The 26,227-nt window shown below is 57.1% G+C and carries 26 protein-coding genes; 14 read left to right on the top strand and 12 right to left on the bottom strand.

The window, feature by feature from the left end:
- The first annotated feature begins 309 nt into the window (after positions 1–309).
- The 5 genes from F617_RS0113795 to F617_RS0113775 all read left to right on the top strand — a co-directional run bounded on the left by F617_RS0113795 (position 310) and on the right by F617_RS0113775 (position 4,349).
- On the top strand, positions 310–1,281 hold the full coding sequence (locus F617_RS0113795) for an alpha/beta fold hydrolase (protein ID WP_019565664.1): 972 nt from the start codon (positions 310–312) through the stop codon (positions 1,279–1,281).
- Between the two features lie 64 nt (positions 1,282–1,345).
- Positions 1,346–2,092, top strand: coding sequence for an alpha/beta fold hydrolase (locus F617_RS0113790; protein ID WP_019565663.1), 747 nt, complete (start codon positions 1,346–1,348; stop codon positions 2,090–2,092).
- A complete protein-coding gene (locus F617_RS0113785) occupies positions 2,089–2,961 on the top strand; it encodes an alpha/beta fold hydrolase (protein WP_019565662.1) in 873 nt (290 codons plus the stop codon). The genes F617_RS0113790 and F617_RS0113785 overlap by 4 nt, the downstream gene beginning before the upstream one ends.
- 27 nt (positions 2,962–2,988) lie before the next feature.
- The gene (locus F617_RS0113780) at positions 2,989–3,666 is read left to right on the top strand and encodes an isochorismatase family protein (protein ID WP_019565661.1); all 678 of its coding nucleotides are present in this window, start codon (positions 2,989–2,991) and stop codon (positions 3,664–3,666) included.
- A gap of 53 nt (positions 3,667–3,719) precedes the next feature.
- Entirely contained in the window at positions 3,720–4,349 is a 630-nt protein-coding gene (locus F617_RS0113775) for a pyridoxamine 5'-phosphate oxidase family protein (protein ID WP_019565660.1), read from the top strand.
- Between the two features lie 28 nt (positions 4,350–4,377).
- Here the strand turns inward: F617_RS0113775 and F617_RS0113770 are convergent, their stop codons facing one another.
- Positions 4,378–7,089 carry a winged helix-turn-helix domain-containing protein gene (locus F617_RS0113770; RefSeq protein WP_019565659.1) on the bottom strand — a complete coding sequence of 904 codons (2,712 nt, stop codon included), beginning with the start codon at positions 7,087–7,089 and terminating at the stop codon, positions 4,378–4,380.
- A 334-nt stretch (positions 7,090–7,423) separates the two neighbouring features.
- Here F617_RS0113770 and F617_RS0113765 point away from each other — a divergent pair, with 334 nt between their 5' ends.
- Positions 7,424–8,230, top strand: coding sequence for a GNAT family N-acetyltransferase (locus F617_RS0113765; RefSeq protein WP_019565658.1), 807 nt, complete (start codon positions 7,424–7,426; stop codon positions 8,228–8,230).
- Between the two features lie 314 nt (positions 8,231–8,544).
- On the opposite strand, the gene F617_RS0113760 is transcribed toward F617_RS0113765, so the two are convergent.
- Entirely contained in the window at positions 8,545–9,162 is a 618-nt protein-coding gene (locus F617_RS0113760) for a TetR/AcrR family transcriptional regulator (protein WP_019565657.1), read from the bottom strand.
- A 54-nt stretch (positions 9,163–9,216) separates the two neighbouring features.
- On the opposite strand from F617_RS0113760, the gene F617_RS0113755 reads away from it, so the two are divergent.
- The 3 genes from F617_RS0113755 to F617_RS0113745 are packed head-to-tail and all read left to right on the top strand — an operon-like array spanning position 9,217 to position 12,346.
- Entirely contained in the window at positions 9,217–10,230 is a 1,014-nt protein-coding gene (locus F617_RS0113755) for a hypothetical protein (protein WP_019565656.1), read from the top strand.
- 52 nt (positions 10,231–10,282) lie between these two features.
- On the top strand, positions 10,283–11,293 hold the full coding sequence (locus F617_RS0113750) for an alpha/beta fold hydrolase (protein ID WP_026330844.1): 1,011 nt from the start codon (positions 10,283–10,285) through the stop codon (positions 11,291–11,293).
- A 21-nt stretch (positions 11,294–11,314) separates the two neighbouring features.
- The gene (locus F617_RS0113745) at positions 11,315–12,346 is read left to right on the top strand and encodes an ankyrin repeat domain-containing protein (protein ID WP_019565654.1); all 1,032 of its coding nucleotides are present in this window, start codon (positions 11,315–11,317) and stop codon (positions 12,344–12,346) included.
- Positions 12,347–12,534: 188 nt separating this feature from the next.
- Here the strand turns inward: F617_RS0113745 and F617_RS0113740 are convergent, their stop codons facing one another.
- Positions 12,535–13,476, bottom strand: a complete 942-nt coding sequence (locus F617_RS0113740) for an NmrA family NAD(P)-binding protein (RefSeq protein WP_026330843.1) — start codon at positions 13,474–13,476, stop codon at positions 12,535–12,537.
- Between the two features lie 74 nt (positions 13,477–13,550).
- Here F617_RS0113740 and F617_RS0113735 point away from each other — a divergent pair, with 74 nt between their 5' ends.
- The 3 genes from F617_RS0113735 to F617_RS0113725 all read left to right on the top strand — a co-directional run bounded on the left by F617_RS0113735 (position 13,551) and on the right by F617_RS0113725 (position 15,334).
- Positions 13,551–14,354, top strand: a complete 804-nt coding sequence (locus tag F617_RS0113735; RefSeq protein WP_019565652.1) for a helix-turn-helix transcriptional regulator — start codon at positions 13,551–13,553, stop codon at positions 14,352–14,354.
- A gap of 399 nt (positions 14,355–14,753) precedes the next feature.
- Positions 14,754–14,954 (top strand): type II toxin-antitoxin system VapB family antitoxin, encoded by a 201-nt coding sequence (locus F617_RS0113730; RefSeq protein WP_013637280.1) that lies wholly within the window; start codon positions 14,754–14,756, stop codon positions 14,952–14,954.
- The gene (locus tag F617_RS0113725) at positions 14,951–15,334 is read left to right on the top strand and encodes a type II toxin-antitoxin system VapC family toxin (RefSeq protein WP_019565650.1); all 384 of its coding nucleotides are present in this window, start codon (positions 14,951–14,953) and stop codon (positions 15,332–15,334) included. The genes F617_RS0113730 and F617_RS0113725 overlap by 4 nt, the downstream gene beginning before the upstream one ends.
- Here the strand turns inward: F617_RS0113725 and F617_RS27040 are convergent.
- From F617_RS27040 to F617_RS0113705, 4 genes are all read right to left on the bottom strand, one after another.
- Positions 15,331–16,248, bottom strand: coding sequence for a nucleotidyl transferase AbiEii/AbiGii toxin family protein (locus F617_RS27040; RefSeq protein WP_019565649.1), 918 nt, complete (start codon positions 16,246–16,248; stop codon positions 15,331–15,333). The genes F617_RS0113725 and F617_RS27040 overlap by 4 nt on opposite strands.
- Positions 16,249–16,259: 11 nt before the next feature.
- Complete coding sequence (locus tag F617_RS0113715) at positions 16,260–16,523, bottom strand: hypothetical protein (RefSeq protein ID WP_019565648.1); 264 nt, start codon at positions 16,521–16,523, stop codon at positions 16,260–16,262.
- Between the two features lie 188 nt (positions 16,524–16,711).
- Complete coding sequence (locus F617_RS0113710; protein WP_019565647.1) at positions 16,712–17,779, bottom strand: D-alanine--D-alanine ligase family protein; 1,068 nt, start codon at positions 17,777–17,779, stop codon at positions 16,712–16,714.
- Positions 17,780–17,824: 45 nt separating this feature from the next.
- The gene (locus F617_RS0113705) at positions 17,825–18,445 is read right to left on the bottom strand and encodes a C39 family peptidase (protein WP_025591215.1); all 621 of its coding nucleotides are present in this window, start codon (positions 18,443–18,445) and stop codon (positions 17,825–17,827) included.
- Between the two features lie 83 nt (positions 18,446–18,528).
- Here F617_RS0113705 and F617_RS0113700 point away from each other — a divergent pair, with 83 nt between their 5' ends.
- Positions 18,529–19,197, top strand: a complete 669-nt coding sequence (locus F617_RS0113700) for a GntR family transcriptional regulator (protein ID WP_019565646.1) — start codon at positions 18,529–18,531, stop codon at positions 19,195–19,197.
- 472 nt (positions 19,198–19,669) lie between these two features.
- Positions 19,670–20,566, top strand: a complete 897-nt coding sequence (locus F617_RS0113695; RefSeq protein WP_026330842.1) for a transglutaminase family protein — start codon at positions 19,670–19,672, stop codon at positions 20,564–20,566.
- Between the two features lie 638 nt (positions 20,567–21,204).
- Here the strand turns inward: F617_RS0113695 and F617_RS0113690 are convergent.
- From F617_RS0113690 to F617_RS0113670, 5 genes are all read right to left on the bottom strand, one after another.
- Entirely contained in the window at positions 21,205–22,224 is a 1,020-nt protein-coding gene (locus F617_RS0113690; protein WP_019565644.1) for a Gfo/Idh/MocA family oxidoreductase, read from the bottom strand.
- Between the two features lie 23 nt (positions 22,225–22,247).
- On the bottom strand, positions 22,248–23,042 hold the full coding sequence (locus tag F617_RS0113685; RefSeq protein WP_026330841.1) for a TIM barrel protein: 795 nt from the start codon (positions 23,040–23,042) through the stop codon (positions 22,248–22,250).
- A gap of 84 nt (positions 23,043–23,126) precedes the next feature.
- Complete coding sequence (locus F617_RS0113680; RefSeq protein WP_019565642.1) at positions 23,127–23,915, bottom strand: ATP-binding cassette domain-containing protein; 789 nt, start codon at positions 23,913–23,915, stop codon at positions 23,127–23,129.
- Positions 23,915–25,036, bottom strand: a complete 1,122-nt coding sequence (locus F617_RS0113675; protein WP_019565641.1) for an ABC transporter permease — start codon at positions 25,034–25,036, stop codon at positions 23,915–23,917. Before F617_RS0113675 ends, F617_RS0113680 begins: the two co-directional genes overlap by 1 nt.
- Positions 25,037–25,162: 126 nt before the next feature.
- Positions 25,163–26,116 carry a sugar ABC transporter substrate-binding protein gene (locus tag F617_RS0113670; protein ID WP_019565640.1) on the bottom strand — a complete coding sequence of 318 codons (954 nt, stop codon included), beginning with the start codon at positions 26,114–26,116 and terminating at the stop codon, positions 25,163–25,165.
- Positions 26,117–26,227: the final 111 nt, after the last annotated feature.

Genomic DNA, 26,227 nt, shown 5'->3' with positions numbered 1-26,227 from the left:
GGAATCGAACCCAGAACCGGCAAACCGAAGAACCTATCACGCTGATTCTACCGCAAAAACACTCTCTATGATCGTCGAAGCTATCGGTCGTTTAAAGAACCGCAGACGTGGAGAGCTTCCCATGAGGCTGCTTAAACGGATCGGCTTTCGTTTGGATCGAGCCATTCACGCTGCTCATTGTTAGTGCTTTGACGGCCAACTGTTCAACTTTTTACCCTTATTTATCCCAGGCCCGAGGACCGGCGGTGCTAGTCCTTTTTCCAGAGGCGCTGATGTGGATCGGCACCCAATTTGGAAAAGGAAAGCATCATGAAAAAGCATCTGCTCGCCACTGTCGCACTTCTCATGGCCATCTCTCCCGTTGCGGCTGAAGCCCGCTGCGTGCCGAACACCCCAGTCATCGCCGCGAAAGCCGTTCCCGTCATTCAGTACAAAAACATGACGATAGATGGCGTAAAAGTCTTTTATCGTGAAGCCGGCCCCAAAGACGCACCGGCGCTACTGCTTCTGCACGGATTTCCGACCTCGTCCCATATGTTCCGCAACCTCATTCCGCTACTTGCAGACCGCTACCGCGTGATCGCGCCTGACTATCCCGGCTACGGTCAGAGTGATGCGCCCGACCACACCAAATTTTCCTACACATTCGAGAACCTGACCAACGTCGTCGACAAGCTGACGGAAAAAGTCGGCGCCGATCGCTACAGCATGTATGTGATGGATTACGGCGCACCGATCGGATACCGGCTCGCGCTCAAACATCCCGAGCGGGTTGAAACCCTGATCGTGCAGAATGGCAACGCCTATACCGAAGGCCTCGCCGCGTTCTGGGATCCGATCAAGGCCTATTGGGCCGAGAAGACGCCGGAACGCCGGGAAGCGCTCGCCGGTCTGGTTACGCTCGAAACCACGAAATTCCAGTATACCGACGGAATGGGCGATGTCTCACATATCAGCCCCGACAACTGGGTCGTCGATCAGGCCTTGCTCGACCGGCCGGGCAACAAGGACATCCAGCTGGATCTCCTGGGCGACTACGGCAGCAATGTACCGCTTTACCCGCAATTCCAGGCCTTCTTCCGCGACAACCAGCCGCCAACGCTGATCGTCTGGGGCAAGAACGACAAGATCTTTCCGGAACCTGGCGCGCACCCCTATCTTCGCGATCTCCCGAATGCCGAGATGCACATTCTCGATAGCGGCCATTTCGCCCTCGAAGACAAGCTCGATGTGATGGCGCCGCTCATCCGGGATTTCCTCGACCGCAAGGTTTGCAACTGATCGATAGCCAATCCGTTCCGCGGGGCCAGCGGCCCCGCAACTTCCCCCATCAAAGGAAAAGATCATGACCAATCCCGTTTCGGGCACCCAGACAGCTGGTGCGCCGTCCCTCTCGATCGTCCTCGTGCACGGCGCATTTGTCGATGGCTCCGGATGGCAACAGGTCCATGGCGAACTTGTCGACCGCGGCTTTGAAGTGCTCGTCGCTCAACACCCGACGACCTCGCTTGAAGGCGACGTTGCCGTGACCGAGCGCCTGATTGCCGCAGCTCGCCACCCGGTTCTCCTGGTGGGCCACAGCTACGGTGGAGCCGTCATCACCGAGGCTGGCGTCAACCCGAAAGTCCAGGCTTTGGCCTACATCGCGGCTTTCGTGCCGGATGCGGGCGAATCCGTCGCCGCTCTGAACGAAGCTCCGGAAGAGCCCGGCGAAACGAAGGCACCGTTGCTGCCGCCGCAGGACGGCTACCTCGTTGTCGATCCTGCCAGCTTTCCGGAAGCATTTGCCGCCGATGTCGACATCACGACCACGCGCTTCATGGCGGCGGCGCAACTGCCCTGGGGCCTTGCAGCGGTCATAGCACCCCTTACCCACGCAGCTTGGAAGACCAAACCCAGCTTCTATCTCGTCGCTTCCGCCGACAGGATGGTGCCGCCTAGCGCGCAGCGCCGCATGGCAAAGCGTGCGAGTGCTGCGATCACCGAGATCGACAGCAGTCACGCCGCGATGCTGTCGCACCCGCAGGACGTCGCGGCGTTCATCGCAGCCGCCGCCTTGGCCGCAACGCCGACCGAAGGTGCCGGACAATGACCCGGCCCGTCACCCATCACCGAACCACCAGCGTTGAAGGCGTGGAAATTTTCTACCGCGAGGCTGGAGAGAAAGGCGCCCCGGTCGTAGTGTTGCTGCACGGCTTTCCAAGCTCTTCGCACATGTACCGCAACCTCATCCCAGCGCTTGCCAACCACTATCATGTGATTGCGCCCGACCTCCCGGGGTTCGGTCTGTCGGCAATGCCGTCTTCCAGCGAATTCGAATACAGCTTTGCCACTTTCTCGGATGTCATCGCCGGTCTCCTCGAACAGCTGGGCGCCGAACGCTACGCGCTCTATGTCATGGATTATGGCGCGCCAACCGGGTTTCGTCTGGCGCTCGCGCATCCGGATCGGGTGACCGCCCTGATCGTCCAGAACGGCAACGCCTATGAAGACGGCATGGGGGATTTCTGGGGAGTGACGCGGGCTTACTGGGCCGACAACGGCCCGGTAAACCGCGACGCGCTGCGGCCTTTTCTATCGCTTGACGGGACACGTTTCCAATATCTCACTGGCACAAAAGATGAGACGCGGATCGATCCGGCGGCATGGTTATACGATCAATTCTTCCTCGACCGCCCGGGCAGCACGGACATCCAGCTGGACATCATCTACGACTATAGGACCAATGTCGGGCTCTACCCCGACTTCCACTCCTATTTCCGCGCCCATCAGCCGCCGGCCCTGATCCTGTGGGGCGAAAATGATCCCATCTTCCTGCCGGAAGGCGCACGCGCCTTCCTCCGCGACCTGCCCGAAGCCGAGCTTCATTTTTTTGATACCGGACATTTCGCCCTGGAGGACAAGGCGGACGAGATGATCCCGGTCATGCACGACTTCCTCGCCCGAAACCTGATCCGTTAATTGGAACCCAAGAAAAGGAAAATGACCATGTATAACAGCAAATCCAAGCCGAGCGTCCTTCCCACCGGCGGCGGCGCAGCCCTCATCGATCCCTCCGACGCGCTGATCCTGCTTCTCGACCACCAGTCGGGGCTGTTCCAGACGGTCAAGGACATATCCGTGTCTGATCTGCGCCGGAATGTGGAGATGATCGCCAGGCTCGCCACTCTCTTGAACATCCCGGTGATCACCACTGCTTCGGAACCTGCCGGCACCAATGGTCCACTGATGCCCGAGATCCATGAATTGGCGCCGCACGCCGACTATGTGCCGCGCAAGGGAGAAGTAAACGCCTGGGACAATGACGATTTCGTCGCAACCGTTCGCGCAACCGGCCGCAAAACTCTCATCATGGCAGGCGTCTGGACCAGTGTCTGTGTGATGTTTCCGGCGCTCGATGCCCGCGCTGCTGGCTACGATGTCTATGCGGTGCTTGATGCCTCGGGGGATCCGAGCGAAATGGCCTCGCGGATTTCACTTGCCCGCTTCGTGCAGGGCGGCGTCAAGCCGACATCTACCAATGCATTGCTGTCTGAGCTTCACCGCACCTGGGCGCGTCCCGAGGCTGCCGAGCTTGGCAAGCTCTACGGACTTGCCGCACCGAACTATGCCGCCGTGGCCGAGAGCTATGCCCGCGCGCAGCAGGCCGCTAGAGAGGCAATCTAGTACTTTATGCATCCGACGCCCTGCGAACAGACCACACTTTAGGGAGATATGATATGAGTTACGGTTTCATGGATATCGCGATCACGCCTTCAGTTCGCAGGGCGCAAGCGGAAATGGGAGCGGATCATTTCTGGTCCGACTTCAAGGGACACCGCGAATTCGACCGGTTCACGGCACAGGAGACTGCATTCATCGCACAACGCGACAGCTTCTACATGGCCTCCGTTTCGGAAACAGGCTGGCCTTACGTTCAGCATAGAGGCGGGCCTGCCGGCTTTCTCAAGGTCCTCGACGATCGCACCCTCGCCTTCGTCGATTACCGCGGCAATCGCCAATATATCACCACCGGCAATCTGACAGAAAACGACCGGACATGCCTGTTCCTGATCGACTACCCCGCGCGCACCCGGCTGAAGATCTATGCCCGTGCCGAGAAGCTGGCCCTTGACGCCGATCCGCTACTTACCGAGGCCATCACCGATGGTGCTTATGGAGCCAAGGCTGAACGCATTTTCAGGTTGAAGCTCGAGGCGTTCGACTGGAACTGTCCGCAGCATATCGTGCCGCGTTACACCGAAGCCGAATTTTTGGCCGCGTCGCGACATCTTCTGGACAAGGTCGCTCAGCTTGAGCAGGAAAATGCGTCACTGCGGGAGCGCCTCGACTTGCGACGAAAAGACTGAGCACAAACCCAGGGTGAGTGCAGCAAGGTCAACCAAAGTCCGTTGCATCGATGGCAAGCCGGGTCCGTTTGGTAGCAGCACCTGCACCCATGGCGCGGGCACGATCCAATGACGTCTGGAAATAGCGCATCGCCTTGTCGGGCCGACTGTTTCCGGCTGCAATCATTCCCGCAACGCGCCAAAGATCCGGATGCCACCAACGCTCTTCACGTATGCCAGTTTCTGCAAGCACGGCGCGCAGACTATCCTCCGCAAGCTGCAGTTCGCCTGCGGCAAGATATGCCTCCGCCAACAGGCTCCGGTAGAAGGGGACGCGAGCACGCCAGTTCCCCCGAAGCAATCCGTTGATACTGTCTTGCATCAGGGTAAAGCCTGCCTGCTCACCTCGAGAGGACTGGATAGCACCGGCGAAAAACTTGGCTGTCCCCTCGTAAATGCCGACGCTTTCTCGCCGGCTGACGTCGGCCAGTTGGTGCTGAAGCCGCGAAGCAGTTTCGAGATCACCCTCCACGAAAGCGATCGGAAGGGCCGCAAGCGAAATTGCATTGCCCAAGGAGATCATGTGATCGAGATCGGCGGCACGATCGATCGCCTGACCGGCCAGCCGGGAGGCACGATCAGGATCACCCTGTAACCAAGACAGAAATGCCTGAGAGAAACGAATACCGGCAGGCAAATCGACCTGGAACCTGGACAAGCCATGCCCTTCCTCCAGGTGACCCCAATCATCCATCAGCGCCTCCAGGTCGGCCGATGCCGAATTGAACTCGCCTGCATAGATCTTGATATGCGCTAAAAGTCGTTTGCCGTCGGGCGCCGTCGACCAGTCCAGAGCCTTTGCTGCCGCAAACTCGTTCATGCTGCGCAATGCCGTGCGGGGCCGGCCGGAATAGGCCAGAAAAACGGCCTGTCCGCACACCGATCGTATTTCAAATTCCGCGTCGAGCGACCCGTTCGCATGAAAGATGCTTTCGCGCCAAGCATCATCGGTTTGCGGGTGCATGTGGCGCGCCAGTGTCATGGCCCAGGCCCGAGCCGTGGAGAGCTTGGCTCGGCCCAGTGGCGCGAGCCCCATGAGGGCAGCGCTGTTTGACCCGGCAAGGTCGATGGCCTCCAGCATTTCCCTAAACGCCGATAGTTCTTGCCACAGCGGCAAGGCAGCGACCACCAATTCGACACCCAAAGCCGCATCGCCTGCGGGATCAAACGCCCAACCGATGGCCGCGCGAACGTCGTCGATCTGCCTCCGATATTTGCCGAGCCATTCGCGAGATGTCTGCGACGACCAATCCCGTTCGGCAATCTGCAGCTTGTCCTTTGTTCGAACGGCAAAATGTCGTCTTGCCTTCTCTCTGTAGAGGGAACCTGAAAGACGCCGCGCGGCATAGGCACCCGTGCTTTCGGCAAGTCTGTAATGCACAGTCCCGCCGTCGTATTCCGCTGATACCAGCGACTTTGCCACGAGCTGCGACAGTGCGTCTCGCCCGGTCATCGGCTCCAGGGCGCCGGCGAAATACATCGCCTCCACGTCGTCGGAGTTGAAACGGCCGGAAAATACCGAAAGCAGACCGAGCAAGACCGCCTCACGGTCAGGAAGAAGCCGATAGCTCCAGTCGAGCGTCGCCTCCAAGGATTGGTGGCGCAAGGGTGCATCCCTTGCTCCCCGGTTCATCGTATCAAAGCCATCCCTGAAGAGGTCATCGAGCGCAGAGGGTGCAAGAACACTGGCCGTACCGGCGGCCAGTTCGATGGCAAGTGCCAAGCCGTCCAGCCGTGAGCAGATCGAAACAACACTGCGGACATATTCATCAGTAGGCTTTATATCGCCTAAGCCGTACGCCTTTGAAATGAACAGCTGGATTGCCGGAAACTGTAGCGCGTCGCTGATGGACATTGTCGTCGTCTGGTGCGGATAAGCCAATCCTGAGAGAAAATGAATCTGCTCGTGCCGCGTCCGTAACGGCTCGCGGCTGGTCGCAATGATCCGCGCCGAAGGAACGTCCGCGGATATCCGCTCAACGATCGTCGCGGCCATCGCGACAACGTGCTCGCAATTGTCGATGATGAGAAGCAGCCGGTTGCTGCGAAGGACGTCGATCACGCCTGCGATGGGATCATCAAACCCAAGCGACACGCCGAGGGCAGACGCGATCGCCGGAACCACAAATCGCGGGTCGCTCAGCGTCGAGAGATCCGCAAAGGCGATGGCTTCGTTTGCCCCGCAGGATTGCTCAGCAACCGTAACCGCGAGAGACGTTTTTCCCGCGCCGCCTGGCCCGACGATGGTGACGTAACCCGCTTGATCAAGCTTTTCCGAGATCTGCCGGGTCGCTTCATCGCGGCCGAGGAGCGGCCGACCCTGGGGTGCCGCGATATGATGGCTTGTGCTGGCAACCACTTGCCGAGCTGGCGCCGGGCGATCGCTTTCCAAGGCGGCCACGAACTTGTAACCTCGCCCAGCAATGGTTGCGATGTACTCCATGGAAGGATCAAGTTCGGCTAGCGAGCGTCGAAGGTTGCCGACATTGACCTTCAGGTTATGGTCGTGGACGATATAATCTGGCCATACATGCGCAAACAGATCGGCTTTGCTGACAACCTCGCCCGCCCGCGCCACGAGCAGGGTCAGAATGTCGAAACCTCGCCCGCCGAGGCCGACGGGTTGCCCCTTGTACAGAAGGGATTGAGCTTCTGGCAGAAAACGGAAATCTCCAAACTGGAAAGCGGTCTGTTTCGACAATGTCTGTATCCCGAGATCGTGTGACACCCTGCTCTCACAATTCAAAAAATTTAACGATATACCGCGCTGGCCAGTTTTCAAGGCGTATGGAGAAAGGTTGCACCGCAGGCTGGCTCAAGATGAAGGTTGCCAGGCCTCTTCGCAGATCTTCGATGGTGTTGGAAGATCGTCTAGCTCGCTCAAAATCGCTCCACGACAAAGTCGGCGCAAATCCTCATCAACGGCATTTCTGGCCCAGACGGGCGTGCAGGATTCGCCGATGAAATTGTTCTATTTTTAATCCGACGGTTCCGTTATCTGCTTTCGGCGAAGTGTCGGCCATTGGAGTACTCTCTTGGATTCTTGTTCTTCTGATCAGCCCTGCCTCACGCAGGAGGATGCCATTGAGGCCAAAGCTTTCATTGATCTGCACAAGGCCGCCCGCGGCCGATTGACGGACGAGGAGCGGTTCGCATGCGTTTCCATGAATGGTGGATGCACGATCTCACTACCGAGCGCGCCTGCGATCGGCCTCAACCGTATCCTTGGCCTCACCACACGTGAAGATCTCGACAAGGCCTACAGCTGGATGAGGGGAAAGACGGGGAACCGGTTCTTACAGGTCAATGCCGACACTGCATCGGACGAGCTGACACAGTGGATCGAGACGAAGGGGTTGGTTGCCTACGGACCTGGATGGGCGAAGCTTCGGCGATCCACGGACACGGTCCCTCTTCCATCGCCAGGCACCGTGAAAACACGAAAAGTTCGGCCCGACGAAGCCGAGGTATTCGGCGCCATGATGTGTGCCGGTTTTGGCTTTCCGGAAAGCCTCACTGCTCTATGGGCAGCAATCGTGGGACGCGACGGATGGTCTTGTTTCTACGCGTTGGATGGAGACACACCCGTGGGAACAGGAGCGATGTTCGCTTCAGGATCCTTCGCGTGGCTCGGCGGTGGAACGACCGTGCCGAGCTTTCGAAATAGAGGTTCACAAAAGGCCCTAATTCAAGCTCGTCTAAAGGAAGGCGCAGACCGTGGCGTGTCGACTTTCGTGGTAGAGACCGAAGTGCCATCGGCCGAAAAGGCCAACATCTCGAACGCCAATTTAGCGAAAATGGGTTTCGTGCATATCTATAATCGCAGCAACTTCATTTTATGACACTTGCTGTCAAGAGAGGACCAAGGTCGTGCATTAGCAATATGATTTGGTTCGTCAGCTTAGTGCGACTGACTCTACGGATATTTATGGGGCCACTACATTGCAAGGTTATGCCTTGGCTCTTGAGGGGATTTCAACCATTGGCACGCTTCTTTCTTCCCGATGCAGTCGGTCCGTAGGACGGCTCTATGGAGGTCGACATCATAGGAGCCAGCGCTGGGTGTTTTCTCGTATAAATATGTCCGAAGAGTTCGGCAGCGAATGCTCTTCCCTCAACTCGGCTATCTCTCGGCCATATGAAGCGGCACCTCTACCTACGCTTTACCCTGGGCCACAGCTCCAATAAGATTCGAAAACACCCCCTCGGCCTCGGAAGCGGAGCAGTTTCCCCGTGTAACAGCGCTTGTCAACGCGTCTCCTGCCGCAACCAATGCCGCGCAGGCCAATGCCAGCGATTCCGGCTGAAAGCTTGAGTGAGGCCGTAAAACATCCATGAACATTTCGATCACAGCATCGACTAGCTCTTGGTACACGTTGGCTTTCTCCTCGCTTCCTGCAAGCGCTGCGCCGACAGCATGAAATTCGTCACCTTGGTCGGTTCCGCAGGCCAGATAAGTTTTAGCCAAAGCCAATATAGTCTCTTTCGCCGGTCGATTTCCCTGAGCCATAAGTGTGCGAAACGCGGCAATGCGTTCGGTGTCTATCCAACGATAGAGTTCAATTAACAAACCCGTTCTGGTCTCGAAGTGCTCGTAGGTCACAGGTTTGGAAACGCCCGCCCGCACTGCCAGGTGACCTAGTGTCAGCCGATCAGCACCTTCTTCCCGAACGATCAGGCGCGCCGTCTCTAGTAGCTGCTGACGCCTCTCGGACTTCGAAAGTCGGCCTTTAGTCCTATTGTCGATGGCAGCTTTTTGCTTTTCCACTTGCATACCTACTTTTAGTAACCTACCATGTGTAGGAATCAGTAAACCACAGGTATCGTGATGTTACAAGCTTCTGGAAGTCTCCACGACCCAATACTTATTATCGGCGGCGCCGGCGAGGTTGGGCGATGGGCCACACGCTTCTTGCGTGAGCAATATCCTGATGTACCAATCCTCATTGGCGGTCGCGACGAGCAACGCGCGATACGAGCAGCAGCAGCTGTCGACGGCGCGTCTGCGGTGGTAGTGGACCTCACTGCCTCTGACCTGGGGCTAGGCGAGCAACGTGTCTCGGCGGTCGCAACGCTCTTTACGGACAAAACCGGGGCAGCTCTCCGCTGGGCCCAACAATTGGGCGTTGGGCACGTCAACATCTCACCAAGCATAAGCGAGCTGGGCTTGGAAACTGCTACATTCATGCAGAGACCTACCGCCGCGCCAGTCGTCCTTGGTACAGAATGGCTCGTTGGTGCGACAAGCGTACCGTCACTCTTGTTCGCCCGAGAATTTGGTCGTCTGGAAAACATTCATATCGAGGCAGTGCTCGATGAACAGGATGCGTTCGGACCTGCAGCGAATGCAGATCTTGAGCGCCAGATGTATGCGGGTGCTGCCGCTCTTTTGAGAACGGTTGGCGCGTGGCGATGGTACCATGGCGCCGAGACCAGATCGAAGGTGCGCGCAATCGACGGCACCGAGTTGGACGCGAACGTGTTTTCGCCAAACGACGTCTTGTTGTTGGCAAACGCAACCGGCGCTCCTGATATTCGGTTCGACCTGGCCATTGGAATGAGCTCCACCCGCCGGAATGGCGGACCGGTATCGACTGAAATCATTATCAACCTTTCGGGCCTGGATCACGCCGGGCAGCAGCTTCGGAAACGTCACGCGATCGCTCACCCCGGGGGGCAGATGCCGCTAACGGGTCTGGGTGTCGCGCTCGTTCTTGAACGCTTGGCTGGTCTCGCGGGCGATACGCCCCGACCGGGCCTCTATTTCCCAGCCCAGCTCATCGACCACTCCACATACTTTGATCGGCTTCGCGCATCAGGCGGTGAAGTCATTGAATTGTAGCCGATCCAACACGCGCTGCAAGGCTCGGATCAAGCATAACCTGGAGCAGAAAATGAACCACACTCATAAAGCATCAGCCGCCACGGATCATCCCGTACACCATTCGCAAATCGAGGCCAACGGAGCCTCTTTCCATGTGGTTGAACAAGGCCGCGGTCCAGTAGTGCTCTTCTTGCACGGATTTCCAGACACTGTGGAAACGTGGCGTAGCCAGATGCAAGTTGTCGCAGAAAACGGATACCGCGCGATCGCGCTCGACATGAGGGGTTTCGGCGACAGCTATGCCCCGAACGATCCCGCACTTTACAGCGGGGCCCTAATTGTTGGCGACCTGATTGGCATCCTTGATGCGTTGCAGGTGCCTACCGCAACCATCATATCCCATGACTGGGGTGCCGACCACGGACAACGGGCGATGGTCATGCGACCGGATCGTTTCAACGGCATCATAACGCTCGGCATCCCGTTCCTGCCGCGTGGCGAGCTGAGTACATGGGACTTGCTACGCAGTCGCGGTCTCGGCGATCTCTATTATGCTTTCGACATGATGAAGCCGGAGACGGATGACCGTATCCGTGATGCCAGCAAGACTATTCCGAGTGCACTTTATTGGCTCTCGGGCGAACCCGCCGAAGGAACCGGCTGGGACCCCATCGACGCAAAGCGGAATATGTTTCGACCTGCCCCTGACGTGCTGCCGACTTGGGCCGATCCAGCCTATGTGAAGCACAACATCGACACGTTCCAGCGAACGGGATTCAGAGGCGGTCTGAACCAGTACCGTGGCGTGCAGGCGACGTTTGAGCATCTCGCCGCGTACAAGGACGTACTGATCAAGCAGCCATCGCTTTATATTTGGGGCGATGCAGATGGGTTGTGCCGACTGTTCCACCCGGTCCCACCAACCGTGGAAGAGATGCGCAAGACAGCGCCCGGGCTCGTCGATGTCGTGCGCCTGGAAGGTGTAGGTCACTGGCCTCATCATGAGGCCCGCGAACGCGTGAATGCCGAAATCATCAAATTCCTGAACGGCCTGAATGCCGCCGCTTCAGCAACTGTCTAATCGATCAAGGAACATAGAACCATGATACTTTCTCACGCACTTCGTACAGGCGATCTTGCTTCGGTCAAAGAAGCTATCGACGCCGGGGCGGACGTTAACGCTAGAGGCCCCGATGGTCTCACGCCGTTGATGATCGCGTCTGCGCTTGGGCAGGCACAAGCTGTTGCTTTGCTCCTTACCGCCGGCGCGGACGTGCTGACGGCGGACCCTCGAATGGGAGCAACGGCAATCCACAAAGCGGCACAGTCCGGCAGCGCCGACGTGATCGGGATTCTGCTTGACCACGGAGCCTTCATCAATCAGCAATCGCCAGTTCTTGGCAATACCGCATTGATGGATGCCGTGCTTCACAAGCACGAAGCTGTTGTGCGGGTTTTGCTGTCGCGCCGCGCGCGCACCACGATACGGAATTACTGGCAACAGACCGCGCTCGACATCGCCAAGTATGACGACCTGAAAGCAATCGCAGCGCTGATTGAGGAAAGAGATGAGGCGGATGAAAAGCACATCGCCAGCTTGTCGATCATCTCATCAGTCAAGGCCGGAAATATTGAGGAGGTGAAGCGGCTGATCGCAGATGGCGCGGATTTTGAGGTTCGGGTGCCGATAACCGGGACGTTCGATGACGACTACACGCCTCTCGGTCTTGCAGTTCGCGAAGGTCATGCCGAAATCGTGCGCCTATTGCTGGATGCTGGGGCAGATCCTCGCCGCACCATCGGTCTCATGCGCGGTTCGCCACTTCACGATGCTGCCTATTTTGGGAAGGCGGATCACATCGATATTCTGACGTCAGCAGCAAAACAGGGGGACACACAGATTGAGCTCGATGCGCAGGGTCCTTACAATGGCCTGACCGCTTTGCACGATGCTGTTTGGCATGGATACGTAGATGCAGTTGCATCCCTTGTGCGCGCTGGTGCTCGCCGTGATCTGAAAACTCACTCGGGCCTAACACCATTGAGCCTCGCTACTCTCTACGGCTATGAACCGATCGTTGAAATGCTGAGCAGCGACAGTCAGCAGACTGGATCCCAACCAGAAATCCGTTGAGTTAACTCGTTGAGCTCTCAAGGGCGCGGCGATGGAAATTAAAGACTGATCCGTAGTGCAATGGTGTGATCTCGGTTTGATGGCCAAACTGCGCAAATTTCGCTCATTTAGCTACCGCACATCAACAATTTGCGTTAGCATCCGGGATGGTCGAACGCGTAGGGGACGGGTCAAAAGAGCCGCCATAGCTAGTCTCTGGCAGCCCACATGAAAAACGTTTCTCGCTGTTCTCCCGCTTTGACCGCGTCCAGATAGCGGGTCTTCCAGACATCCCCAATGAACGTATCCATCGTCGTGGGCAATTTCGGACGATACTCGTGCTCCCCATGGAACCTTACGATGCCACTGTTCAAAGCGTCAGCACTGAGGGTGTCGTCCTGCCATTTCTCCAGCGTCCCGAACCGTGCCAGAAATTCAGCCTCGACGTCTTTACGGGTCGTTTCGATGTATCGGTAATCCACCGGCTTGCCGATCTTCTTGCCAACGATTTCGGCCAGTTCGTTCATCGAGACATCTTCCGAGCCTACTTCGAGGTATACGCGGTGTCTGCCCCTCGGATTGGTCAATTCCTTGGCCGCCAGCCACGCAATGTCGTCGGTCGCCACCCAGGGCATCTTCAAATCGGGTTTGCAGAACCAGGCAATTCGACCGTATTTGGCAACCGGCCCCGTCCACGCCGATACGTCGTCCATGAACCAAGCGGCGCGCAGGTGGACCAAATCGATGTTGCCGAGTTCGTTTAACTTTTCGTCCAGATCGTGGAAGCATTCGAAATGGCCCGTTTTCCCCTTCACGTCCGAACCCATGGCCGTCAGGCTCACGGCCAGGTTGACAGAGGATTTTTTGAGCGCATCGACAAAGCGCTTGGCAACAGCGGGGTAATGCCCCTCGATGTTGTTCCAATCGGTCTTCACCATCAGGAACGCAGCATCGGCACCCTGGAAAAACTGGTCAAGGTCTCCCTCTCCGGTGTCAAAGCTTCCCAGAAATGGCTCTGCGCCGAGCGCGACCAGCGCGCCCAGCGCGGGGCCACCTCGCGACAATGCTCTAACCTGATGCCCGGCCTTCAGTAAGTTCCGGGTAAGTTTAGCGCCAACTCGTCCCGTGGCACCGACGACAGAAATTCGCATGACAGTCTCCTTGCGGTTGTTGATCGCCGATTAGTAGACTATTGCTGTGCGTACGAATTTGGAGATAGTGCCAAATGATCTCGAAATCGGGCCAATCCGCAAAACTGCTGCGTTCCTGCTACGATGACATTGATCTCGACCAGTCGGATCGTCCGGCCTTCGCTGTTCGCCTCGACTTCAATGACTATGAGGCTGAAGTACCCCAGCACCAGCACAAGGAAGGGCAGCTCATCTTGGCCCTGCATGGGGCCGTCACCTGCAAGACGGAAAATGGCATCTGGATTGTCCCACCAGACTGCGGAGTCTGGATACCCGGCGGCGTGCCCCACAGCAACCAGGTGACGTCCAACGCACGCCTGTCCTATCTGTTCGTTCAACCAGGCGCAGCGACACTGCCTCATGAGTGCTGTACTTTGTCTGTGTCACCGATGCTCCGCGAGATGATCCTCCGACTGGCGGATGTACCCGTCAATTCTCCTCCGGACAATCATGTCGGCCGTATGGTGCAGGTCTTGCTGGACGAACTCGCGCAAATGCCGATACAGGGGCTGGATTTGCCCGCCTCCAGCCATCCCAAAATCGCCGCGATCACCGCTGCCCTGATAGCGGAGCCGAGCGATCGTCGCACCCTCTTGGATTGGGCGACACACGTTGCCATGAGTGAGCGATCCTTGAAGCGGCTGATGGTCCAGGAAACGGGACTTACCTTCGGCCGATGGCGGCGGCAACTGCATCTGGTCATCGCGTTGCGCGAACTGGCCAGCGGCGCGACGGTCCAGAGGGTATCGAGCGACTTGGGATACGAATCCCCTACCGCCTTTATCGTCATGTTCAAGAAGGCATTGGGAACAACACCGACCCGCTACTTCGCGAGGTGATTTTCCGAGTAGTCGAATTTCTCAACACTGGTCGGCCCTTGCAGCACGTGCCGTGACTACAATGGGCCTACTACGGACGATGGATCTTGCGTCGTCCCGCTCAGGAACAAGGTCGAAAAAGGGCTCGACCTCACCCAGCCGATCAGAGAGGCGACGGTAGCGCTGGGATCCGGGATCGACAACCCCCCTTTGTATCAATCATTTGGATTTTCGGCGTTGAAGCTATTGAGAGGATGCGCGTTACTTCTAAGTGCATGTCCCCAAAACACCAATACCCACGCCTTGAACGGATACGAATCAACCATCCGTGAAACATGAAGATGTTAGCCGCACGCGATGAGTCGTGGATTTTCGCACCAAATGGTGCTATATGAGCTACTCATTTACGGGGGCTGGAACATGCGATCAACCATAAATATCGACGACAATCTTATGGAACGGGCCAAGTCCCTCACGGGCACCAAGGAAACAGCAGCTCTCGTGCGGCAAGCGCTGGAGACACTCGTGCGTGTGGAATCCGGCAAACGGCTGATCGCGCTTGGCGGCTCTATGCCTGAGGCTGAAGCGTCGCCTCGCCGACGGAGCGACGTGGCAAAGTGATCCTGGTAGACACCTCGATCTGGATAAATCATTTTCGATACGATGACTCAGAACTACGAAAAATCATCAATGATGACCAGTTGCTCTGCCACCCATTCGTTGTAGGCGAATTGGCGCTCGGCAGCTTAAGAGAGCGGGCTGCAGTTTTAGAATTCCTAGCAGCTCAACGCGAGGCGCTAATCGCGACCCATGCAGAAGTAATGACGATCATTGATCGTCATTCGATATTCAGCATGGGGATTGGTTACACAGATGCGCATTTACTTACTTCAACGTTGCTCGACCGGCGATCAAGCTTGTGGACAAGAGATAAGCGCCTAGCGGCCGCAGCACAAAAAGTTGGTGCGGCACTTTACACGCACGCGCAAGCCTCTCATTAGCCCAGCAACGCAGGACGCCCAGCAATATTGTGGCTCTTGAACGGATTCGAACCGTCGTCCACGCGTCGTGGATTGGCTAAGCATTTGCGACGCAATTCACTCACACTCGCTGGCGCCGCCCTAACTTGGTTTTGCTGGCTAATCGGAATGATGCGCACCGAAAGAATGATCGACCGAACGGCGGTATAGCTAAGGTCGCCAAGTTGCGTAGAAATCAGCGCGGAGACGTAGAGGAAGGCGCTGCGGATACCGATGGCTTGTGATCGCACACCGCTTTCAAAAGCGAGATTGTCGTCGCTTGAGCAGTTTTCGAAATACCCGCAATATCCTTCTCTATACTGAAGCTTCCCCATAACTGTGCTAGCGAGGCCTGCATCCATTCTCTCGGCGACTGCCAATGCAGCGGCGGCCCTGTTTTTGAATGGCAAGAGAGCTTCGAGAACGTATCCATCGCCGCATGCCTTGGCGATGCACGCGATATCGAACATGTCACGTGGCTGAAGAGAGGATCCTCGATAGTGAACCTTCTTCGCGATGATTTCGCCCGGGGTCTCAAGGTCAACTTGGATTCCACGTACTGCGACACGGGATGTTGGATCGTTGGTCAGACTTGGAGCACAAATGAAGTCAATTTCACCGATGCCCGCGAACACGATTTTCAACGCATGCGTCCCGTCCGAAACATATTCATCTGGGTTCACCTGCAGGGTATAGCCCTGTGTTGTCGGGTTCAGATATGGGAGGACCTGCGGATCATCGACGAAAATGTCGATATCGAAGCTTTCACGATGGTTTATCTGGAGCATAAGGGCGGTGCCACCCCCGAAAGTCCAGCTATCGAGGAGTTTAAAAGAAGAGTTCGCCTGATTGATAATTGACGCAGCCTGGTCGAAAAGGCTTTCCCATTGGCTCATCAGGACAACCCTCAGGCGGCTAGGGCGAGGGGATATCCAGCTAGCTGCGAGAATTTCTGGGCAATCTCGGATGCTGTACCGTGGTCGATTTCCATCTCATCCAGAAACTGGTGCTGGAGCTCGGCTTTCACTTCGGAATAGAATGAGAATGCCGAAGCATCGAAATTCTCAACGCTCGCAAAATCCGAAATCTTCGAAGCGAGTTGCTCAGCCGAAAGGCTCGTCCCGTAAGGGGCGTTCACCGTCGACAGTACCTTAATCGCAACGCTAGACATCGTTATCACCACCAATTTTCAATAAGTTATGTAATACATACCCGCCAAAAACGCAAGAAACACAGCAGACGCAGGCATGCAACGGCATTAATCCGGCTTATTCCAGTTCTTGTCACAAGAGCAGACGAAGCTGCGGCGTTTTTCTTCCCGGTGCATGTCTACTACACCGGGAAGAGGCATTTTGCGGCTCAGAGGCCGGCGCGCGCAAAACCGTGTTCAACGAGCCGGTCGATTACCTCAGGATAGCTGACGCCGCTTGCCGCCATCGCCTTCGCATACATGCTGATATCGGTGAACCCCGGAATGGTGTTCACCTCGTTGACCAAAAAAGCCATGTCCTCGGTCAGGAAGAAATCGACGCGCGCCATACCGTCGCAACCGAGCGCCCGGAAGGCGAGTGCTGCCGTCTCGCGGATCTTCGTCTCAACCTCTGGCGGAAGCTCTGCCGGAACCGTCAGCGCCGCGCCATCGTCGTCGATATATTTCGCATCGTAGCTATAGAAGCCATGGCTTTCGGCCGGGATGATCTCACCCGGGCGAGAGACGAACAGGCCACCCTTGGCGTCCTCGAGCACGCTGCACTCGATCTCGCGGCCGCGGATGAATTCCTCGGCAAGCAGCTTGCGGTCATGCTTGAAGCCCTCCGCGAGCGCCGGCGCAAATTCCTGGTTGCCGGAAACCTTGCGCACGCCGACCGAAGACCCCTGACGCGCCGGCTTAACGAACAGCGGCAAACCCAACGCGATCTCAAGCGTGTCGAAGGACGGCACCCGATCCGCATGCACGGTAACAGCACGCGCCACCGGTAACCCCGCCGCCCGCAGCAGCTGCTTGGCGATATCCTTGTCAAGCGCTGTCGCTGAACCCAGGATGCCGCAGCCAACCAGTGGCACGCGGGCCACCTCCGCCAGTCCCTGCACGGAACCATCCTCGCCGAAAATACCATGCAGAACCGGGAACAGAATATCGATCTTCCCGGCATCGCTCATCCTGCCGCCGTCGATGGCGATCATCCGCCCACGCCCGCCGGGCACCAATGCGATTTCGGTGCCGTTTGCCGGCCTGGCGAGCACGCCATTTTCGAAATGGCTGAGCAGCCACTCGCCTTCCCGCGTCACGAAGATCGGCACCGCCTCGTATTTCGAGGGCTCCAGTGCCCCCACGACATTCGTCGCCGACATGACGGAGACGTCGTGTTCGGCCGAGCGGCCGCCGAAGAGAACGGCGATGCGCAGCTTGCCGCGGGAAGATGTCATGAAAACCCCCAAAATAATCTCGTGTCTAAATAGTCTAAATAGATGTCAGAAGCCGATCGCGATGCCGCGATTGGCAAAGAAGCGGTCGAATATGGCAAGCGGTAGCAGCACATCCGCCTGGCTCGCAGCATCATGACCGGATGGATTGTGGAAACGGACCGTATCAGCCGAGGCTGCCGTCACCAGAATGAGATGCCCGCCTTTTGAGGGCGGCATGCGTTCCGGCCAGCGTATGCCGCTATTGACCGAGGCGATGAAGAACGGGCGTTCAGCGAGCAGACCGGGGATGCTCTCTGTTGCGACACCCGTCATCGTTTCTGCCGAGAGCCCGAAGCGCTCGCCCACATAGGTCACGAAGGGCGCATAGATCAGTCCCTTGATCGAAGCATCCAGCTCGTTGACGACATAGCCGCCATAGGCGGTGCAGGCACGGGCGAGAGCAAGCGTCGGAAGCAGGTCGCCGCGCGCTGCCAGGATCATCTTCAGGCAGGCCATGCCGCAGACATTGACCGCCCAGCGCGCGTATTCCTCGATCGTCTCGGCACCCGATTGCCGCCAGAGCGGATCGCGCAGCAGCGCCGCAGATCCTTCGGCAAGCACGGGCAATGTCATCTCCGGTGTTTCCCACTGACTGAAATAAGGAACGACGCCTGTTGATAAGGGCATGGCAAAAATCTCCTGAGCGGTATACTCGTATACGAGGTTGCTTGGCATGATCAAGATGATTGCTGTCTCGGAGAAGGTTGGCCATGAACGATTTCGTCGCAATAAATGTTGAAACCATCCGGCCGGAGACCGTGGCGGATCGTATCGCAAGGGTTCTGAGGGAAGCGATTTCCGGTGGAGAGCTTCGCGGTGGCGTCGCGCTCCGACAAGACGAGCTGGCCGCACGATTTGGGTTCAGCCGCATGCCTGTGCGTGATGCCTTGAGGCTTCTGGAAAGCGAGGGCCTCGTAACCATTCACCCGACAAAGGGGGCCTTCGTGGCAAGAATAGATGCCAAGGAGATTGCGGAGATCTATTCCATTCGCTCGCTACTGGAGACGGAAGCCTTGCGCCTATCATATGTAGGGCTGACGACAGCCGATTTGGACAGGGCGGCAACACTTCTCGCCCAGATCGACGCTGAGAAGGATGTGGGACGTTGGGGGACGCTGAATAAGCAGTTCCACATGACACTTTACGGCGCCTGCCAAAATGAGCGGCTCATCGGCCTTATCGCTACCCACCACGATGCAGCCGACCGCTACGTACGTGTATTGCTATCCAGCTTGGACTATGAGCAGCAATCGCAGGAGGAGCACCGTGCTCTGCTAAAGGCTTGCAGAGATCGGAATATCGACGCTGCAAGTGCAATTTTGCAGCGTCATTTGCTTGAAGGAAGTCGCAAGCTCAGCACGGCCGCCCAGTCGAGCTAAGGCGGCTCGCCGGTTCAGCGTTCGAGACGGGCGAAAGTACGCTTGACTTAGGAGATTCGCTGCCGTTGAGACGGGTAACAGGTACATTTTTTGCTCTTGATGAGAGGTGAACTGCTGACCCGCACACCGCGGAAGTAGGAATCTACCCTGACAGACCGTTGCGTTATCACGACCTCTTCGGAAGTTTCGACTTAAAACTATCTTTCGCTTCGGCTGAAAGTGGACAATGAGTGATTTTAGCTTAACGTCGCGAACGCATCGGGCGGGCTCAAGGTGGATTAGGCGTGGGCTTCTTCGGGACATTTGATAGGCTGCATCACGGTTTTCAACCTCAGCCGGATTGTCACCAATAGGTTGGGGGCCATCGCCCGCGCGGATTATCTCATGCCAGCTGGAACGATGTAACAATGCATGTGCTTCTTTAGAGTGATACGGTGCCAGCCGTCCTGGACCTCGTACCCCCCGGTGATCGATGACAATATTTACCGTCCGACACGTCACGTCCTATCGTTATAAACGGCCGGTTGCGTTCGGAGAGCACAGACTTTTGTTCAGACCGAGAGACAGTTTCGATCAGACGCTGCTGAGCTCCCGACTCCTCATCGACCCGGAACCGGACTATCTTCGTTGGATCCATGATGTGTTCGGAAACTGCGTCGCAGTTATCGGCTTTGCTCAACCCTCACGTGAGCTCCGCTTCGAAACCGTCATTCGCCTTGACCATACACCCTATGTCGCAATTGATCTGCAAATCGATCAGGACGCTTTGACTTACCCGTTTTCATATGATCCAGACGAAGCGCTGGATCTGGAACGAACCATCCAGCGCCATTACGCTGATCCACATGATCAGGTCGGTAAATGGGCGCGCCAATTCGTGCGAGCCGGGCAACCCACTGAAACCGGGCACCTGCTGATGACGTTGTGCTACGCCATCCATGAAAGTTTCATCTATGCCCGACGACAAGAGCATGGAACGCAAGCGCCGACCGAGACGCTGCAGCTTCGAAAGGGAACCTGCCGCGACTTCGCGCTACTTATGATGGAGGCCGCTCGATCACTTGGGTTCGCGGCCAGGTTCGTCACGGGCTATATCTACGTTCCAGACCGAGACGGATCCACCACCCTTGGCGGCGGTTCCACCCATGCGTGGTGCCAGATCTATTTGCCAGGCGCCGGTTGGGCTGAGTTCGACCCAACCAACGGTATCGTGGGCAACCATGATCTTATCCGTGTTGGGGTGGCGCGGGATCCGAAGCAGGCAGTTCCTTTGTCGGGAAGTTACGACGGAACAGCCGCTGACTACGAGGGCATGTCAGTCCAAGTCAACGTCACAACGGATGATCGCATCGAAACTGTGCTCAACTGATCGGAACGCATTGCCTATCCCGGCGTTTGCCGCCCAAGCTAGTATCACGGCAATTCGCCGGCGCAACGGAATTTTATGATGAAGATACCTCGACCGGGTGAACCGACACTTCTTCGCGCCTGCGCCGAGCATGCACGATGTTGATTAGTGATAATGTGTGCTCCTATCCGAGCGGCGACACACGAGCTAACAAACTTGGCAATAGCAGCTTTCCCTCACGGTAGGTGTACGGCGAGCCTCAGAAATCGATTCCCCTATCTGTAGGTTGCGTTGAGTTTCACATGCTGCTGGAAAACGCGTCTGAATTCGCGGTAACTCTCAAACCCAAGAGAGATCGCCAACCGAACCACCGTCGACTGGGTGACGGAACAACATACAGCAAGGGAATTTGCTGTCCCGAAGGCGACGACTTCCGGGCAGGCGACAGCGGTTCGCGCCACTCTCTCTTGATGGCTCGATAGCCTCAAGCTTTTGACCGCAAGCATGTTTCTCAAATCAAATACTGTTTTGGGCTTCTGAACTGTTGATTTCGTTGCCATGACGATTGTCTTTCGCCCCGCCGATGCGTTTCTGAGTGGCTGATTTTTCCAATACCTATGTGATGGCAGGAGCAATATCGGCCCCTGCCATCTATGCCTTCAACTCACAGGAACCGGCTGTTTTTTCGACACGGATTCAATCGCAGCAAGTGCAATCGCCAGAGCGTTGCGAGCATCAGCTCCTGTTGGTGCATTCTGAACAACGCCGTTACGAACCGCATCGACAAAGCAAGCAAGCTGCGCCGTATAGGCCTGAACGAAGTGGTCCGTATCGCGCCGCCATGTGTCGTTGGATACGCCAGTAGCGTCGAACAGCGTCATGCTAGAACGTCGTACGTCGCCCATCGCAACCATTCCGCCGGAGCCGAATACTTCGCCGCGAATATCGTAGCCGTACATTGCAGAGAAGTTTGCTTCCGCAACCGCGATCGAGCCGTTGTCAAAACGAATATTGACGACGGCGGTATCGAGGAAGCCTGTATTGCGTGCGTCCGAGCGAACCAGCGCATCTGCCATTGCAAACACTTCGACAGGCTTTGCGCCGGGGTTCAACCAAAGCAGGGTGTCGAAGTCGTGGATCAACGTTTCATAAAAGATGGTCCACAAAGGAATCCTGTCTGGGTCGCCGCCGAACGGACCAGGATCACGCGTTAGCGACCGGATGAGTTGAACTGCGCCGACCTTTCCGGCATCGATCGCTTCGCGGCCTTCGGCAAATGCCTGGTCCCAGCGACGATTAAAACCGACCTGCAGCGGAACGCCTGCGGCCTTGGCGGCTGCAATGCCGCGGTCCGCATCTTCAAGCGTGAGCGCCATTGGCTTCTCGCAGAAAATCGCTTTGCCGGCCTCCGCAGCCTGCACGAGGATATTGGTGTGAAAGCGTGCGGGTGTCGCAATGATGACCGCATCCAGACCGGGGTTAGAAAGCATTTCTGCAACGTCGGTGTAAGAAGCGTCGGCGCCCAGGCTCTCCGCAAGCTTTGTAGCGGCGACGGGGGCGGGGTCGGCGACGGCTATCAGCTCCGCGTCCACAAGCCTTTTTGCGACGCTCTCACCATGAAACGAACCGATGCGCCCTGCCCCGATAAGTCCGACGTTGACTGTTTTGACCTTGGTCATGATTTTTAGTCCTGTTTTTGAAATCAGAGAGTGAAGGCTTCGCGGAAGGCAGCAAGCGCGGTGTCGGCATCTCCGGATGCCCATGCTTCCATCCCGATCGGGCCGGAGTAGCCCATGTGGCTCAGGGCTCTTGCGATCCCCTTCCAGTTCACTTCGCCGGTGCCCGGCTCAAATCGCCCGGGTACATCGGCCACCTGAATCTCACCGATCCACGGCAGGCTGCTTCGGCAAAGTTCGATCAGGTTCCCCTCACCGATCTGCGCGTGGTAGAGGTCCAGGTTCAAACGCAGGCGCGGGTGGTCGATGCTCGATACGAGTGCCAACGTGTCTTCGGCGCGCCCGAACGGAACGCCGGGGTGATCGACGGGAAGATTGAGGTTTTCCAGCGTGAAAACCACGTTTTCTTCTTCCGCGAGGTCGACGATTCGGCGTAGCGTATCCTGAGCCTTCAGCCACATGGCTCCCGTGACGACATCGACAGGCTGAATCGGTAGTCCACGATCCCCGAGGCCAGTGCCGTGAAGGTTGAGGCGCTGCACGCCAAGGCGTTTACCGATCTGAGCTGTTTCGCGCGCGGTTCTCAAAAGTTCGGCTGCACCTTCTTCATCCGTAAGGCGCCCGGTCAGGTAACCGTTCATAATTGTGAAGGTCGCACCTGTGGCTTCGAGCTTGGCGATGTCGTGCTCTGGCCAATTCCAGAGGCCCACGCCAAATCCCTGCTCCTTCAATCGGGAAGCGCGCCATTCGATAGGCTTGTCCCGCCACAGCATCTCCGCGCAGGCGGCTAACGGAAACGGGGTGTTATTCGTACTGCTCATTTGGGGTGGTTCCCTGGATTTTGGATATGACTGTCCCAAGGCCCGGCGAACGCGCCGGGCCAAAATTCATGTTTCCAAGTGTCTTCAGATGGTGCCGCCCAGCTCCGCGGAGATCGACTGGAGTTCTTTGCCGCCGGCCATCAGGTTCTGCAGGCCATCGAGGCTGATTTCATGTTTGGCAAATGTGCCAAGCGTCTTTCCCCTGTTCAGAGCTGTAAAACGGTTGCCGACGGCAAAAGCGTGTCTGACGTTGTGGGTAATGAAAATCACGCCCAGACCTTTGCGACGAACCTGATCGATGTACTTTAGGACCATCGAGGTTTGTGCAACACCGAGTGCAGATGTCGGTTCATCGAGAATGAGGACTTTCGCCCCGAAATACACGGCGCGTGCGATCGCCACGCATTGACGTTCGCCACCGGAGAGCGTGCCGACGGCCTGCCCGGGTTCACGAACATCGATGCCAATTCTCTTCATTTCTTCGCTGGTCACGCGATCCGCGAATTCCATGTCCATGTATTTGAACGGACCGAAACCCTTCAACGGCTCGCGACCCATGAAGAAGTTTCTAGTGACAGACATCAGCGGGATCATCGCCAGATCCTGGTAGACGGTAGCAATCCCCGCATCGAGCGCATCTCTTGGCCCGGTAAAGAGATGTTGTTTCCCCTCGACGAGGAAGTCGCCGGATGTCGGTCTGTGAACGCCGGAAAGAGTATTGATCAGAGTTGATTTTCCGGCTCCGTTATCTCCGAGGAGGCACAGAACCTCTCCTGCGTGAACACTCAGCGAAACGCCGTTGAGTGCGATAATCGAGCCGAAGTGCTTTACGAGGTTCTTGACCTCGACGAGTGGTGTCTGGCTCGTGCTCATCAGCGTTCTCCCGTCACACGCTTGCGAATGATGTTGTTGAAAATAACCGCAATCAGCAGCATCCCGCCGAGGAAGACGAGGTACCAATCCTGGTCGATTGACGTGTAGGTGAGACCGATCAAGACCATGCCGAAGACGATCGATCCGAAGAACGCACCGATTGCCGAACCATATCCTCCAGTCAGGAGACATCCGCCGATGACGGCCGCAATGATGGCTTCGAACTCCTTCTGAAATCCCCGTCGTGCGTCCGTTGAACCCGCATCAAGCACGGTGAGGATCGCGACAAGAGTGGCGCACATGGCGGTAACAATGAAGAGGGTCGTCTTTACGCGCGCGACGGGAACACCCGACTTGCGAGCTGACTTCGGGTCGCCTCCGGATGCAAAGATCCAGTTTCCAAACCTCGTGCGCAGCAGAACCCAGGTCGCGACGAGTGCAATCAGCACAAACCAGAGGATTTCTACGGGGATACCGGGGACTTTCGGCGTCCCATTGGGGAAGGTCTCGATGACGCCTGCACTGCCAAGCCACGTGAAGAGGCCCGGGAAGGCATCGCCTGAAAACAGCGGCGCAAGGGGACTGTCCGCCACAGCTTCCCTCATGCCGCGAAGCTGTGTTGAACCGCCGCTCGCCCACTTCAGTCCGACGAGCGTGAGGCCACGAAGAATGAAGAGAAACGCAAGCGTTACTATGAACGATGGAAGTCCGGTGCGCATGGTGAGCTGGGCGTTGGTGACACCGATGACCACGGCGAAAGCAAGCGCGATCAGGATCGCGACGCTGAGCGGCAGATTAAGGACCACAAGGGCCGTGCCAAAAACTAGCCCTGCGAACGCGACCATCGAGCCGATCGACAGATCGAATTCGCCGCCGATCATCAAGAGTGCCGCGCCAAACGCAAGAATCCCCAGTTGAGCAGCTGGCGCCATGAAGTTTACAACGCCTGCAAGTGTGAACATGGCAGGGTTTGCGGTCAGCATGAAGAATGTTGTGACGAGCACCAGTCCTGCGACTGCGCCGAGTTCCGGACGTCGCGCGAGCGCGGTCAAAGTCGAAACCTTTTTCAGGCGCTCGTCGGATCGAGTCGGGGACCCGTTCTGTTCGTTGGCCAGCGTCATGGTCGTACCTCAGATGTCAGTTGTTTACGTGCGCCATCGGCTGCCGTTCACGCTTCACGCGGATCGGATGTCGGGCGATGAGGGCAGCCCCCGCTGGAGGTGCGGGAGCTGCCGGATGGGTCTCGCTCAGCGGATACCCTGGGAGGATTTCTCGATCACCGAAGCGGCGGTATCCTTCTCGACAAAGCTCGGACCCGAGGCAACGTTTCCAGCAGGAATCGTGCCATATCTTGCATTCAGCGCGAGGAATGTGACTGGCAGATATCCCTGGAGATAGGGTTGCTGATCCACGGCAAAAAGCGCCTTGCCTTCCGAAACAGCCTTCAGGAAATTGGCCGAGAGATCGAAAGAAGCGACCTTGACCTTGTCGCCATTGCCCATCTTCTCGACAACAGCAACCGCTCGCTCACCGACGAGCGGTGCCGACAGGCCAAGCACGACATCGACAGAAGAATCCGAGGTTAAAGCAGCCTGGATCTTTGATTCAATTTCCGCCGGGTCGGCGGAAGTCGGCAGGACCGTTACCTTTCCACCTTCGAAGCCCTTGGCGGTACCTGCGCAGCGCTGGTCAAGGGCGGCATTTCCCACCTCCTGGTTTACGCACAGCACATGCTTCATGCCCAGAGACTTGAGTTTTTCGCCGACCTTGGCCCCTGCGGTAAGTTCGTCCTGGCCAACATGAAGCTTGATGCCAAGCTTTTCCGTTGCGGCAATGCCGGAGTTCATGGAAATGACGGGGATACCGGCCGCGATGGCCTTGGCAATCGCCGGGCCTAGCGCATCCGGATCGGGATTGGAAATTACAATGCCCGCGGGGTTTTGATTGACTGCGGCCTCAATGAGCTGAGCCATTGCGACCATATCGAAGGTCTCGGGTGCCCGGTAGTCAACCTTGGCATTGATGTCCTTGCCGGCCTGCATCATTCCGTTTTTCACGATCGACCAGAAGGGGTCAGAAGCTTGTCCATGAGTGACGGCGATGATGCTGGGCTGCTCCTCGGCTTTGACGCCAACCGACCAAGCGCCAATCAGTGACACGGCAATAGCCGCAGAAGCGAAATTCTTCCAAATGGATTTCATTTTTTCCTCCTCAATGTCACCCACTCCTCTGAGTGACGAATTCGAATGCTACCGGGTGCAAATGTGTTTGCTACCGGGTGCAAGCAGGTGCATGTTATGTCAGAATGCGTT

Origin of the sequence: Agrobacterium sp. 10MFCol1.1 (assembly GCF_000381165.1) — a bacterium.
GTDB classification, from domain to species: Bacteria; Pseudomonadota; Alphaproteobacteria; order Rhizobiales; family Rhizobiaceae; genus Agrobacterium; species Agrobacterium tumefaciens.
This window is presented reverse-complemented; position numbering and strand designations above follow the sequence as displayed.